Source organism: Sediminibacterium sp. (assembly GCF_051860225.1).
GTDB lineage: Bacteria > Bacteroidota > Bacteroidia > Chitinophagales > Chitinophagaceae > Sediminibacterium.
In genome coordinates this window covers 552,538-566,068 of sequence record NZ_JBHYEI010000002.1, presented here as the reverse complement: position 1 = coordinate 566,068, position 13,531 = coordinate 552,538, and the positions used below count along the sequence as shown (strand labels likewise).

At 35.1% G+C, this 13,531-nt stretch carries 12 protein-coding genes; 5 read left to right on the top strand and 7 right to left on the bottom strand.

All coding sequences use genetic code 11. From position 1 onward, the window contains the following. Position 1 precedes the first annotated feature (1 nt). Entirely contained in the window at positions 2 to 472 is a 471-nt protein-coding gene (locus ACTIEI_RS09390; RefSeq protein ID WP_439506031.1) for an OsmC family protein, read from the top strand. Here the strand turns inward: ACTIEI_RS09390 and ACTIEI_RS09385 are convergent. Genes ACTIEI_RS09385 through guaA form a run of 6 tightly spaced genes read right to left on the bottom strand, consistent with a single transcriptional unit; the run spans position 469 to position 7,378 of the window. Next, on the bottom strand, positions 469 to 1,371 hold the full coding sequence (locus ACTIEI_RS09385; protein WP_439506030.1) for a histone deacetylase family protein: 903 nt from the start codon (positions 1,369 to 1,371) through the stop codon (positions 469 to 471). The genes ACTIEI_RS09390 and ACTIEI_RS09385 overlap by 4 nt on opposite strands. After that, a complete protein-coding gene (gene pdeM / locus ACTIEI_RS09380) occupies positions 1,368 to 2,030 on the bottom strand; it encodes a ligase-associated DNA damage response endonuclease PdeM (RefSeq protein ID WP_439506029.1) in 663 nt (220 codons plus the stop codon). Before pdeM ends, ACTIEI_RS09385 begins: the two co-directional genes overlap by 4 nt. 6 nt (positions 2,031 to 2,036) lie before the next feature. After that, on the bottom strand, positions 2,037 to 4,514 hold the full coding sequence (locus ACTIEI_RS09375; protein ID WP_439506028.1) for a ligase-associated DNA damage response DEXH box helicase: 2,478 nt from the start codon (positions 4,512 to 4,514) through the stop codon (positions 2,037 to 2,039). Then, on the bottom strand, positions 4,462 to 4,632 hold the full coding sequence (locus ACTIEI_RS09370; protein WP_439506027.1) for a DUF2256 domain-containing protein: 171 nt from the start codon (positions 4,630 to 4,632) through the stop codon (positions 4,462 to 4,464). The genes ACTIEI_RS09375 and ACTIEI_RS09370 overlap by 53 nt, the downstream gene beginning before the upstream one ends. Positions 4,633 to 4,663: 31 nt before the next feature. Beyond that, the gene (locus ACTIEI_RS09365; RefSeq protein ID WP_439506026.1) at positions 4,664 to 5,821 is read right to left on the bottom strand and encodes an ABC transporter substrate-binding protein; all 1,158 of its coding nucleotides are present in this window, start codon (positions 5,819 to 5,821) and stop codon (positions 4,664 to 4,666) included. A gap of 21 nt (positions 5,822 to 5,842) precedes the next feature. Beyond that, positions 5,843 to 7,378 (bottom strand): glutamine-hydrolyzing GMP synthase, encoded by a 1,536-nt coding sequence (gene guaA / locus ACTIEI_RS09360; protein WP_439506025.1) that lies wholly within the window; start codon positions 7,376 to 7,378, stop codon positions 5,843 to 5,845. Between the two features lie 82 nt (positions 7,379 to 7,460). Here guaA and ACTIEI_RS09355 point away from each other — a divergent pair, with 82 nt between their 5' ends. Genes ACTIEI_RS09355 through ACTIEI_RS09345 form a run of 3 tightly spaced genes read left to right on the top strand, consistent with a single transcriptional unit; the run spans position 7,461 to position 10,247 of the window. Next, positions 7,461 to 8,192, top strand: a complete 732-nt coding sequence (locus ACTIEI_RS09355; RefSeq protein ID WP_439506024.1) for a head GIN domain-containing protein — start codon at positions 7,461 to 7,463, stop codon at positions 8,190 to 8,192. Continuing rightward, on the top strand, positions 8,192 to 8,872 hold the full coding sequence (locus ACTIEI_RS09350; protein WP_439506023.1) for a response regulator transcription factor: 681 nt from the start codon (positions 8,192 to 8,194) through the stop codon (positions 8,870 to 8,872). The genes ACTIEI_RS09355 and ACTIEI_RS09350 overlap by 1 nt, the downstream gene beginning before the upstream one ends. Before the next feature lie 4 nt (positions 8,873 to 8,876). After that, complete coding sequence (locus ACTIEI_RS09345) at positions 8,877 to 10,247, top strand: ATP-binding protein (RefSeq protein WP_439506022.1); 1,371 nt, start codon at positions 8,877 to 8,879, stop codon at positions 10,245 to 10,247. Positions 10,248 to 10,299: 52 nt separating this feature from the next. Here ACTIEI_RS09345 and rpsT read toward each other — a convergent pair whose 3' ends face one another. Beyond that, complete coding sequence (gene rpsT, locus ACTIEI_RS09340; protein ID WP_439506021.1) at positions 10,300 to 10,554, bottom strand: 30S ribosomal protein S20; 255 nt, start codon at positions 10,552 to 10,554, stop codon at positions 10,300 to 10,302. A 206-nt stretch (positions 10,555 to 10,760) separates the two neighbouring features. Here rpsT and ACTIEI_RS09335 point away from each other — a divergent pair, with 206 nt between their 5' ends. Beyond that, entirely contained in the window at positions 10,761 to 13,502 is a 2,742-nt protein-coding gene (locus tag ACTIEI_RS09335) for a 2-oxoglutarate dehydrogenase E1 component (RefSeq protein WP_439506020.1), read from the top strand. The last annotated feature ends 29 nt before the right edge of the window (positions 13,503 to 13,531 follow it).

Genomic DNA, 13,531 nt, shown 5'->3' with positions numbered 1-13,531 from the left:
CATGAGTAAAGACCATAATTATAAAGTTGCTGTCAAATGGACTGGTAATTTAGGTACTGGAACAAATAATTATAAAAGTTATTCGAGAAATCATTTGATTCAAGTGGAAGGAAAACCTCCCATTGAATCAAGTTCCGACCCGGCATTTAGGGGTGATCCTAACCGTTATAATCCAGAAGAAATGATGGTTGCTGCTTTGTCTTCCTGTCATATGCTTTGGTATTTGCATTTCTGTTCAGAAGCTGGAATTATTGTTACTTCTTATATTGACCATGCAGAAGGTACAATGGTAGAAGATCAGTCAGGAAGTGGAAGGTTTACGGAAGTAATCTTAAAGCCTTCCATTTCATTAGCTAATATGCAGATGATGGATCAAGCAAACGCTTTACACGTCAAAGCCAATCAATTCTGTTTTATTGCGAATAGTTGCAATTTCCCTGTAAAGCATCAAGCTGTTTACAGTATTGGCTAGTCGTAAACACTGGCTGCTAATCTAAAGGTATTGCAATGTGCTTCAACAATAGTTCTAACATCAGGTGAGTACCCGCCTCCTAGGGCTACAGTAACTGGTATTTGATGCTTTTTTAATTGCTCAAAAACCATTTCGTCTCTTTGTTTGCATTCATCCAGACTTACTTGTAGTTTGCCAAACTTATCTGTGTTTAAAATGTCTACACCTGATAAATAAAAAGCAAAATCTGGTTTAACTTGATTGATTAATTTGGGAAGTGTTTCTCCTAAAATTGCTAGATATTCCTTCCCTGTTGTTCCATCTTTTAATCCAATATCTAAATCTGATTGTTCTTTGTGAAACGGATAATTGTGTGCTCCGTGCATGCTGAAGGTAAAAACCCTCTCTTCCTTTTCCATTAGTTTGGCTGTTCCATTTCCTTGATGAACATCTAAATCGATAATTAATATTTTTTTGCTCAATTGGTTTCGCAACAAATAATTGGCTGCAACTGCCATATCATTCAATAAACAAAATCCTTCACCTCTATCTGCAAATGCATGATGTGTTCCGCCTGCTACATTCAGTGCTACACCAGATTCTAAAGCATAAGTACAAGCATCAATAGTGCCTTGTGTAATGATTAATTCCCGTTGTGTTAATTCAGGAGATTGAGGAAAACCAATTTTTCTCTGCTCGGAAGCAGTTAATTGCTGGTGTAGTAATTTATTTAAATAGGCTTGATCGTGGGTGTATAAAATAATTTCTTCTTCACAAATACTAGGAGTAAAAAAATGATTTTCGGTATAAGTCCCTTCGTAAATTAATTGTTCGGGTATCAATTGATATTTTAACATTGGGAATCGATGGTTCTCGGGCAATGGATGAGCATAAATGGGGTCAAATGCAATTTTGATCATGCTAGTTTAATAATAGAATCATTTGTAATTGCATATACCTGATCTTGTTTTTTGGGCTTAACTATGGCTAATCCACTGAACTTGCTAAAAGCAGGTAGTATGCACTGATTTTTTGTAAAATAAAAACAAGGGAATCGAAGCGATTGTTTGCCAATCCCTTTCATTTGTATTCCTGGATGAATATGTCCGGAAAAAACAAATGCATTGCCATCTAGTTTGTTATGGTTTTCTGTTGGGTCGTGTTGAAAGCTAAATGGTCCAATCATATATAATTGCTCAATTATTTGGATGTTAGCATTTTCATACCAGCTATTCCCCAAAATATCATGATTCCCCTTTATCAAAGTAATTTGCAAGCTATTGAAATCATTTTTCCATTTCAAAAATAAATTGATTTCCTCGTTGGCTGTGCTGTGAAAAAAATCACCTACAACTAGTATTCTTTCAGGCTTTAATGCTGTTGCTAAACTAAAAAATCGTTGTAAGTCTTCTTTATAAACCTGCTGTGGTACTGCAATACCACTTTTTCTAAAATGACCTGTCTTCCCAAAATGGGTATCAGAAACGATTAAGGTTTTTTCTTCTTCCCAGTAAATACTTCTTTGTGGCGAGAGCCAAAAATGTTGGTCGTGAATGATATGAAGTAATGGAATACTCATTGGACACTAAGATAGCTGTTGTTGCATCTTTTTTATGCGGTCTTCCAATTTTTCCGAAGAAAGATTATTTCGATTTAAGCCATCTACCACAATGGGGAAGGAGAGGGGAGTTAGCTTTTTAGGAAATTGCAAAACGATTTCGCTCTCTTGAATTCTTTGTAATGCTAATCTTAATCTTACTTCGTCCATTTGTTGTTCTAGCACTTCATTATAAGCCTGTCTTAATAAAATATTATTGGGGTCAAATTCTTCAAATACTTTAAATAGTAATGAGGCGGAAGACTGTAAATGCCTTGCCTTGGTTTTTTCTCCGGGCATACCTTGAAAAATAAGTCCTCCAATAACGGCAATATCTCTGAATTTCCGCTTAGCCATTTCGGTATTATTGATGCTCTGTTGAATATGTTGTAACAAATGATTGGCACTGAAAAGTTCTCTTACATTGTTGTCATCAACAGGTATTGGTGAATCACTTAATAATTCAAATCCATAATCGTTCATTGAAATTGAAAAACTCATGGGTAGAATTTGTGCAATCCGATAAGCTAAAATTGCACTTAGGGCCTCATGAACTTGCCTGCCTTCAAATGGATAAACCAATAAGTGATATCCATCTTTATCTTCAATTTGTTCAATCAATAATTCATTGTGTTTGGGAATATGTGATAACTGTTGTTGAAGTAAAAAAAGATGTTCCAGGCTTTTAAGCTCTAATCCTGCACCAGAAGTTAATGCAGCTGAAAAAGTTTTTCTTAAAACGGCACCTAAATTGGCAGTCAAACTCATTCTCCCTCCCAACCATGCTGGAATTAAAGATTTTTTTGCTGTTGATTTTTTTACGAGCACAGTCATCTCTTTTATCATGACTAATTCTACGTTTCTGCCAGCCAATGTAAACACATCTCCAGGAGATAATCTGCTAATAAAATATTCTTCAATTACACCAATATAACCTCCACTTAAAAATTTTACTTTAAGCATTGCGTCGCTTACAATGGTACCAATATGCATTCGATGCCGCATAGCTATCCTTCTATTGGTTATTTTGTATATGCCTTCAATGATTTCTACTTTTCTATAATCATCATATGCTTGTAAAGCATTGCCTCCGGTGGTAATATGTTGCAATAATTCTTGCCATTCTTGTTCTTGCATATCTGCAAAACAATGTGTAGACTTTACTTCTTCGTATACCTTTTTAGCAATAAAACCTTCTCCTGTTGCTAATGTGCATAGGTATTGTAGCAACACATCAAAACAAAGTAATAAAGGATTTTTACTTTCTACATTGCCTTCATCTAATGCTGATTTTAAAGCCGCTGCTTCTACTAATTCTAAACTATGCGTAGGCAGAAAATAGATTTTACTGATCTCGCCTGGTCGATGTCCACTTCGTCCTGCTCTTTGCAAAAAACGTGCAATACCTTTGGGTGATCCAACTTGAATGACGGTATCTACAGGTCTAAAGTCTACTCCTAAATCTAAACTAGCCGTACATACTACTGCTTTCAACTTCTCGGTATGTAAAGCATCTTCAACCCAAAGTCTTAATTCTTGTTCTATACTACCATGATGTAATGCAATCGCTCCTGCTAATTCTGGTGCAACAGTCAGTAATGTTTGATACCAGGTTTCACTCATCCCTCTGGTATTGATAAATATTAGGGTGGTTTTACTTTCTGCAATGATGGGTATTAGGCTATGCGCTAGTTTAATTCCTAAATGGCCTGCCCAAGGGTATTGGTCAATTTCGTCGGGTATAATGGTATGAACTTCAATAGGTTTGTTAATATCAGCCTTGATGATGATGCCTTCTTTTTTTAGGGGGGACAACAAAACATTTTTTGCTTCTGCTAAATTTCCAATTGTAGCACTAATGCCCCATACTTGTAATTCATTGGTACAATGTGCAATTCTACTAATGGCTAGTTCTGTTTGTACCCCTCTTTTGCTACCCATCAATTCATGCCATTCGTCTACTGCAAGTATTTTTAAACTACTAAAGTAATTTGGATAATTTTTTTGTGTTAAGAGTAAATGTAGACTCTCTGGAGTAATAATGAGTACTTCAGGCATTTGCCTTTTTTGCTTTGCTCGATCGGCTGTGGAAGTATCCCCATTTCTTATTGCTATCTTCCATTGTAACCCCAATTGTTCAATTACTTCTTCCATTGCCCTTCCAATATCTTTGGCTAATGCTCTTAAGGGGGTAATCCAAAGTAATTGTAGTCCGTTGTTTTTTTGAGTGTCCCAATTAGTTGGATTGGTCTGAATAAATTGCATCAATGCGCCTAAAAAAACAGAGTAGGTTTTTCCACAACCAGTGGGCGCATTAATTAGCCCACTTTGACCATTTAGTATGGCTTGCCATGCTTGTTCCTGAAATTTGAAAGGAGTAAGTTGATTTTGTTGAAGCCATTGATGTATGATATCATTTCCCTTGTTGGCCTGCATTTCCTTTATTTGAATTTCTGCATCTATCACTGCAATATTTTACTTCAGCCCAGTTTTTTTCCCATTTTTTTCTCCAAGTAAAGGGCTTGCCACAAGTAGCACAGTTCTTTTGGGGTAAGTATGATTTATTTCCTTTATTGCCAGCCATACTTAATGTAACAGTTTCAACGCTAAACAGTTTACTGAATTGACTTAATTACCCCGTCTGTTTTTTTGATAAAATAAATTCTTTTATTTTCTAAATAGGCAGGCAGGTTTTCGCCTTTATTTTTTACCAGAACAAAATCAAATTCATTAAATAGTTTAAAACTATTGTCAGATAATTGAGTAGCTATATTGTTTTGGTGTTTAATCAATAATTTCCCAAAATGATACATAGCTTCAAATCCTTTAAATACCATATCCGATGGTCTGCCAGCCACTTTGTTTCTATAGCTTTGATTAATGTACTGTGCCAGCTTATCTGTTCTATTGTAGTTGTAGGGAGTGGAATAAATTATTTCTGTCCCTTTACCTAAATCTTTGATGGCATCCCAAGTGGGCATGCCTATTAGTATTGATTTATAGTTTTTATTTGCTGCTGCAGATTTAACTAGGTTAATGCCAAAATTTTCATTCAAACTTCCACAAAAAATAATATTTGTTTTGGTACTATCCATGATTGAATTAAAAGCAGCAAGATTGGTACTATCGGTAGCACTAATTGTTCTAATTTTTAACGGTAAAGCAGGAGTCTTTTTATTTAGTTCTAAAAATAATTCCTCAATCATGTCCTCTAACCCTCCTGGTTTTTTTACATAAATAATAGGTTCTGTTGGATAATTTTTTTGTAGAAATTTAAAAATCCCTTCTACATGTGTGGTGAGCGTAGGATTAACCAAAGCAAAGTAAGGATTGCCTTTAATTCCACCATCATTGGGATATGTCATAGAAATTAATGGTATGCCTTTATTTAGTGCAAAATCTGCTATGGGTTTTATATCATTTCGATTATTAAATGAAGCTATTATCATTGAAATATCCTGCAATGATTCTTTTGCCAATAATTGTTTTACAGGTGTTGAACTACTTTTACTATCAAAAAATAAAACAGTCAAAGATTGCCTTTCTGCATTTAAAGAATCAACAGCCAATTGTACACCGTTGTAAAAGTCTAAACCAGGCAATATAGTCTTTGGTAAATTATTGTTTCCCAAAGTATAGTTGCTTCCATTAAATAATGTGTCTAAATAAATAGGAGCGAACACAGCTATTTTTAAAGGAGCAGATTGTTGCGCTGACAAACTGTAGCCAACAACTAGCATCAATAAGCTTACTATGTATTTTTTTAACCGCATTACACTATATATTAAGTTAGACTATTCCCACTCAATTGTTGCTGGTGGTTTGCTGCTGATATCGTAAACAACTCGGTTGATACCTCTTACATTATTGATAATTTCATTCGAAATATCTGCCAAAAATTCGTAAGGCAGATGTGCCCAGTCTGCAGTCATTCCATCTACTGATGTTACTGCTCTTAATGCAACGGTAAATTCATAAGTTCTTTCATCGCCCATTACGCCAACACTCTTTACTGGCAATAAAATAGTGCCAGCTTGCCATACCTGGGTGTATAATCCAGCCCGCTTTAATCCATTTATAAAAATGGCATCAGCTCTTTGCAGTAAGTCTACTCTTTCAGCGTTTACTTCTCCTAAAATTCGTATCGCTAATCCTGGGCCCGGAAATGGGTGTCGGTTGATCATATCCGCTGGTATGCCCAATTCTAGCCCCACTTTCCTTACTTCATCTTTAAATAAGTACCTCAATGGTTCAACTAAAGATAAATGCATTGTATCGGGCAAGCCTCCTACATTATGATGACTTTTAATAGTTTGCGAAGGACCGTGAACACTAACGCTTTCAATAACATCCGGATAAATGGTACCTTGACCTAAAAAGGAAATATTTTGTAATTGAAGTGCTTCAGATTGAAATACGTCTATAAATAGTTTTCCAATTGCTTTTCTTTTTGCTTCTGGATCTGTTTGATCTTTTAGTGCAGCATAAAAAAGTTCTTTAGCATCAACTCCTTTTACATTTAATCCTATAGCATTGTAGGTTTCAAGTACTTGTTCAAATTCATCTTTTCTTAATACCCCATTGTCTACAAATATGCCATGCAATCTTGGTCCAATGGCTTTTGCAATTAAAGTTGCAGCAACAGTGCTATCCACTCCACCACTTAAAGCCATGATAACTTGTTTGTCGCCAATTTCTTCTTTTAATCTAGACACCGTTTCTTCTACAAATGAAGCGGGCGTCCAATTTTGGCTACATCCACAAATATCAACCAGAAAGTTTCTAATCATTTTCTTCCCCTCTGTAGAATGATAAACTTCTGGGTGAAATTGAAAACCATATAATGGAAAACTGTCTGTACCGTCTTTCTTGAATGCAGCAACAGGAATGCTCTCAGTTGTTGCTAAAATGGAGAATCCTTTTGGTAAACTTTTAATTGAATCGCTATGACTCATCCAAACCTGAGACTTTGTAATTATTCCACTGAAAAGTTGGTCTTCTTGTTGTAAGTCCAATTGCGCTCTACCGTATTCTCTTTTGTTCGATTTGTCTACTATTCCTCCAAATACTTTGGCAGTTAGTTGTGCTCCATAACATACCCCTAATACAGGAAGTTGTGTTATATACGAAGCTATATCTACCGAAGGTGCTTTTTCTTCATTTACGCTAAAGGGAGATCCACTTAAAATAATCCCTTTTAAAGTTTCGTCAATTTTGAATTCTTTGTGAAAGGGGATGATTTCGCAATAAATATTTGCCTCGCGCACTGCACGAGCTATTAACTGGGTGTATTGACTACCAAAATCGAGAATCAGTATTTTTTCTGTCATGGGGTCAAAGTTAATTCAAATTTACTTGTTCCGATATTTATGCGGTTTTTTGCTATCTTTCGTAAACTATAATTTATTTAATATGAAAAGCAAGGTTTTTGCTGCTATTTTGCTCTCAATGGTTCTGATGTCTTGTAATTTGTCCTGTAATTGGATAGGGAAATCTATTCATGGAGATGGGAATATCATCACAGAGAATCGAAAAGTAACCAAAGCAGAGAAAATTGTACTTAAAGGGAACTTTGATATTGTTTTAGTTCCAGGTAAAACTACTTCAGTTGCTATTGAAACTGATGAAAATTTGCAGAAGTATATCATCATGACTGAAAGTAATGACGAAATAGTTTTCAAAACAAAGTCAAAATTTAATTTGAAGACTGATCATGGGATAAAAATCATCATTACTACTCCCGTTTTAACAGGAATTCACCTAGCAGGATCTGGAAATATTAAGGGGGATGGGAAATTTATTGGTGGGAACGAATTGAAAATTGATATTGCTGGACAAGGAGATGTTGATTTATCTGTAAATACCCCAAAAGTTGAAGTGGATATTCGTGGTTCTGGGAACGTGAATTTGCAAGGGGAAACTCAAAGTGCATTTTTTGATATTGCAGGTACTGGCGATTGTAACGCAGAAATGCTTAAGACTGAAAATGCAAAGATTAAAATAGCTGGAAACGGAAATGTAAAAGTATATGCAGATGTTACATTAGATATAAAAATAATGGGTTCGGGCGATGTTTTTTATAAAGGAAATGCAGTGGTAAGTCAGAAAATAGTGGGTGCGGGTAATGTTAAAAAAATTGACTAATGGAGAAAAAATACAGAATATTATTAGCGGAAGATGAAGCAAAATTAGCTAAAGCAATTCAGGCTGAATTAACTAGGGTTGGATATGAAGTTGATGTGGCAGATAATGGGTTACAAGCAGATAAAATGTTCATGGAAAATGACTATTCCATGGCTTTGCTCGACATTAATTTGCCTGGGAAAAATGGTATGGCATTGTGCAGTGAATTCAGAAAAAGAAGTGTCAATATGCCTATTGTAATGTTAACAGCTGTTGGTGAAATACATGATAAAGTAGCAGCTTTTAATATTGGGGCAGATGATTATTTAGTTAAGCCTTTTCATTTTGATGAGCTTTTTGCAAGATTGAAAGTGTTATTTAAAAGAACGGATACTGCGGAAAAGCATGAAAAATTAGTGTATGAAGATTTAGAAATTGATTTCAAGCTAAAAAGTGTAAATAGAGGCGGAATTCAAATTAATTTAACTTCTAAGGAGTTCACGTTATTAACTTTATTAGTAAGGACACCAGAAAGAGTCATTTCTAAGCAAGAAATATTAGAAAAAGTATGGGATCTTAGTTTTGATACAGGCACGAATACCATTGAGGTATATATTAGCTTTCTCAGAAATAAAATTGATAAACCATTTAGTAAAAAACTCATTCACACTAAACCTGGCTTTGGTTATTTTATAAAGTAATTGCATGAATTTAAAACTTCGATTTGCACTACTTTTTACCAGCTTTGTGGCTGCCATTCTGATTATTGCTTGCGCTAGCATCTATTTCTTGTATGCAACATATCGGGAGGATGATTATTATAACAGGATCCAATCTGAGGGGAATGACTTGTATGGTATTTATGTCAATTTACAATCAAAGTCTTCAGTTGTAAAGCAAGATGATATTTTGCGTATTCATAGAATTGCATTGGTTCGAGAGCGATTGGTTTTATTAGATTCCAGTGGGTCATTAATTTTCAGTCTAGGGGAAAATTCATCAGTTGATTTGCCTGTAATTAATTACAGTCAAGTTAGAAAAGCTGGAATTATTCGTCTGACTGATAAGAATGATCATCAAATTGTGATATCCTATAAGCCCAATGAAAAACAATTCTTAATTACTGCAGCTTATGATCAAATCGGCCTGAAAAAACTGAAGACTATGCGGTTTATTTTAGCGGGGGTTTTTGGGGCTTCATTATTATTAACTGCAGTAATGTCTTTTCTATTTGTTGGCCAGGCGATAAAACCAATTGTAGAGTTGAGTAATCAAATGAAGCGTACCAATGAGTTAAACTTATCTGAGCGAATTACTGTGAAGCCTGCAAAAGATGAAATTAACGCCATTGCACAAAATTTTAATGCAATGTTAGAGCGACTTAAGAATGCTTTTGAGTTTCGAAAAAGTTATGTCCATCAGACTTCCCATGAATTAAGAACTCCGCTAGCTGTTATGCTTTCTCAAACGGAAGCTGCTTTGAACAGCAATTACGATGCAGCGGGATATAAAAAAGTGTTGATGTCTTTAAAAGAAGATCAACAGCATTTAATTGAATTAACCAATTCTTTGTTATTGATTTCGCAAAATGAACAGATCGAGTTCATGGATGAATGGCCTTATTTAAGAATTGATGAATTGCTTTTTGATACGGTTGCATATTTTAATAGAAATTTTCCTGATGTTAAAACTGCAATTACTTTTGATACAATGCCATTAGATGATGCAGAATTATTGGTAAAGGGGAATGAATCTTTATTAAAAGCTGCATTTATTAATCTTCTTAAGAACGCTTATTTGTATTCGGATGACAAAACAATAATAATTACCTTAAACACCAATAAGCAAGAAATTGTAATCAAATTTGAAAATAGAGGAGAACAAATTGGCGTAGAAGATCGAGAAAAAATCTTTTTCCCCTTTTTCCGGGGAAGCAATGTTCAAAAAAAGAAAGGATTTGGGCTAGGACTTCCAATTGTTAATAGGATTGTTCAGATCCATAAAGGGCGGTTAAGTTATCAAGCGCTAGACAATGATAAGAACTTAATTTTATTACAACTTCCTGTAAAAGGATAAAAAAAAGCCAATTGATAACAATTGGCTTTAAATATTTTGAGGGATTAAGCAGTTATGCTAACGCAGCCGCTTTCTTCACTAATTTGCTTTTCAAATTAGCCGCTTTGTTTTTGTGGATAATGCCACGCTTTGCCAATTTGTCGATCATTGAAATAACATCAGGAAGTTTTTCTTCGTATCCTTTTTTCTCTGCGTTCGTTTTTAGGTCACGGATAGCGTTACGGGTAGTTTTACCATAGTAACGGTTACGGTCACGGCGCTTAGATGCTTGTCTGACGTCTTTCTTTGTAGCTGAGTGATTTGCCATTTTCTATTTTTTTCAGGACGGCAAAGGTAATGGCTTTGTAGCAATTTTAGAAATTTAAATTAAAAAAAGTCAAAAATCTTATTATTGAGGCATTCAACTGCTGTGTATAAAATAGTATGATTTGGCTTAATTTTTGGTTTATTTTCTGCCTTCAATGACCGATATTTGCCAACAATTTTGATTGAAAAGCTGCATAAATAAGCCAAATGAAGGATTTTTCGTACATCACCAATTCACATCCAGCGTTTATAGAGGGTCTTTATCAAGACTTTTTATCTAATCCAGAGAGCGTAGACCCCGATTTGAGGAAGTTTTTTGAAGGTTTTGACTTTGCTGTTGCAGGTAATTATACTGCCAGTCAGGCTTCAACAGAAGGAAGCTCTGCCGCTTCAGTAGATTGGATGAAAGAAATTAAAGTGTACAGGCTTATACTTGGTTATAGGAATAAGGGGCATTTAATTGCTAAAACCAATCCAATTAGAACCAGAAAAGATCGCGGAGCCAATTTGGATCTGTCTTTTTTTGGTTTATCGGATGCTGATTTAAACACAGTTTATCAAGCCGGTAATTTGGTTGGCCTAGGTGCTACCACATTAAAAAATATCCTTAATCATTTACAAAATACCTATGCTAACCATGTGGGTATTGAGTTTAAGTATATCAGCGATCAAAAGAAAGTAGATTTTTTGACCGCTGAAATGGAACAAAAATTTTCTGAACCACTATCAATCAATAAGAAAAAACGCATCCTTGAAAAGCTTAATCAGGGGGTGATGTTCGAAAAGTTCTTACACACAAAATATATAGGACAAAAAAGGTTTTCTCTTGAAGGAGGTGAAACTACCATTGCAGCTTTAGATGCTATTATAAATACTGCTGCAAATCATGGAGTACAAGAAGTAGTCATTGGAATGGCCCACAGAGGAAGATTGAATGTTTTAGCCAATATCATGGGCAAAACCTACGAACAAATTTTTAGTGAATTTGAAGGAACGGCAACTATTGATCAAACGATGGGTAGTGGAGATGTTAAGTACCATATGGGGTATGGTAGTGAGGTAAAAACAATGGATGATCAAACTATTCATTTGAAGTTAATGCCCAATCCTTCCCACTTGGAGGCAGTGGATCCTGTTGTCGTTGGATTTGCCAGAGCAAAAGCAGATTTAATTTCTGAAAGTCATTTTGAAAATATTCTACCTATTTTAATCCATGGGGATTCTTCAGTTGCTGGACAAGGTATTGTATATGAGGTATTACAAATGAGTAAGCTTCGTGGATATTATACTGGTGGAACAATTCATTTTGTTATTAATAACCAGATTGGCTTTACAACTGATTTTGATGATGCTAGAAGTGCAGATTATTCTACATCTGTTGCGGCAATGGTTCAAGCACCTGTATTACATGTTAATGGGGATGATGCTGAAGCAGTTGTTAAGTGCGCTGAAATTGCAACAAGATATAGAGATCAATTTCATTCTGATATCTTCATTGATATGGTATGCTATCGAAAGCATGGCCATAATGAAGGAGATGATCCGAAATATACACAACCACAATTGTATGCTTTAATTGATAAGCACCAAAATCCAAGAGAGATTTATACACAATTCCTTATCCAAAATGGAACAGATGATGCCCAGAATTTAGCAAAGGAAATGGAAAAGAAATTCTGGTCAGATTTACAGGAGCGATTAGATGAAGTAAAACAAAACCCGCTCCCCTATAAATATCAGCCCCCTGAATTAATTTGGAAGTCTTTTGTGAAAGCAAAACCAGAAGATTTTGAAAGTTCTCCATCAACAGCAATTGATGAATCAAAGTTTAATTTATTATTCAATGGATTAATGAAGTGGCCATCAGATTTAAAGCCATTGAAGAAAATTGAAAAATTAATTCAGGATAAAATAAAATTATTTGAAACAGAAGGGAAGGTAGATTGGGCAACTGCTGAGTTAATGGCGTATGGTTCTATTTTAACGGAAGGAAATATTGTAAGAATGAGTGGGCAAGACGTAAAGCGCGGAACTTTTAGTCATAGGCATGCGGTTATTAGAGATGAAGAAACCAATCAAGAATATAATCGTTTGAACCATTTCCAAGCAGATCAACAACAGTTTAGAATTTATAATTCATTACTGAGTGAATACGGAGTGCTAGGATTTGAATATGGTTATGCAATGGCAAACCCTAATGCTTTAGTTATTTGGGAAGCACAGTTTGGTGATTTCTGTAATGGTGCACAAACCATGATTGATCAATTTATTGCTGCTGGGGAACAAAAATGGCAACGTCAAAATGGGTTAGTAATGTTATTGCCTCATGGTTATGAAGGGCAAGGTCCAGAACATAGTAGTGCTAGAATGGAGCGATTCCTTCAAATGTGTGCAGAGTTGAATATGGTTATCACAAATATTACAACAGCAGCCAATCTGTTCCATGTATTCAGAAGACAGGTAAGTTGGAATTATAGAAAGCCGTTAATTAATTTTTCACCCAAGGCAAATTTGAGAAATCCAGGTACTTATAGTACTAAAAATGATTTTATTTCAGGTGGATTTAAAGAATTGATTGATGATTCATTTGTTACAGATGCAACTGCCGTTAAAAAAGTACTGTTCTGTTCTGGAAAACTATTTTTTGAATTGGCAGATAAACAAGCAAAAGAGAACAGAACAGATATTGCAATCGTAAGATTAGAACAAATTTATCCTTTACCTTACCAACAGTTAGATTTACTTTACAAGAAATATCATAAAGCAACTTGGTTCTGGGTTCAAGAAGAGCCTTTGAATATGGGTGCTGCAAGCTTTTTGCAAGCTAATTTGAAGACCATCAATTTTGGTGTAATTAGTCGTAATGCAAGTGCTGCTACTGCCACTGGCTATGCAAAAGTGCACGCACAAGAACAAGCTGAAATCATCGAAACCGCTTTTAATATTTAATTAACTACATACCTTATTAATACATCGTT

Coding starts and splice junctions, on each gene's coding strand:
- ACTIEI_RS09390 (WP_439506031.1), top strand. CDS start 2: ATGAGTAAAGACCATAATTATAAAGTTGCTGTCAAATGGACTGGTAAT.
- ACTIEI_RS09385 (WP_439506030.1), bottom strand. CDS start 1,371: ATGATCAAAATTGCATTTGACCCCATTTATGCTCATCCATTGCCCGAG.
- pdeM (WP_439506029.1), bottom strand. CDS start 2,030: ATGAGTATTCCATTACTTCATATCATTCACGACCAACATTTTTGGCTC.
- ACTIEI_RS09370 (WP_439506027.1), bottom strand. CDS start 4,632: ATGGCTGGCAATAAAGGAAATAAATCATACTTACCCCAAAAGAACTGT.
- ACTIEI_RS09365 (WP_439506026.1), bottom strand. CDS start 5,821: ATGCGGTTAAAAAAATACATAGTAAGCTTATTGATGCTAGTTGTTGGC.
- guaA (WP_439506025.1), bottom strand. CDS start 7,378: ATGACAGAAAAAATACTGATTCTCGATTTTGGTAGTCAATACACCCAG.
- ACTIEI_RS09355 (WP_439506024.1), top strand. CDS start 7,461: ATGAAAAGCAAGGTTTTTGCTGCTATTTTGCTCTCAATGGTTCTGATG.
- ACTIEI_RS09350 (WP_439506023.1), top strand. CDS start 8,192: ATGGAGAAAAAATACAGAATATTATTAGCGGAAGATGAAGCAAAATTA.
- ACTIEI_RS09345 (WP_439506022.1), top strand. CDS start 8,877: ATGAATTTAAAACTTCGATTTGCACTACTTTTTACCAGCTTTGTGGCT.
- rpsT (WP_439506021.1), bottom strand. CDS start 10,554: ATGGCAAATCACTCAGCTACAAAGAAAGACGTCAGACAAGCATCTAAG.
- ACTIEI_RS09335 (WP_439506020.1), top strand. CDS start 10,761: ATGAAGGATTTTTCGTACATCACCAATTCACATCCAGCGTTTATAGAG.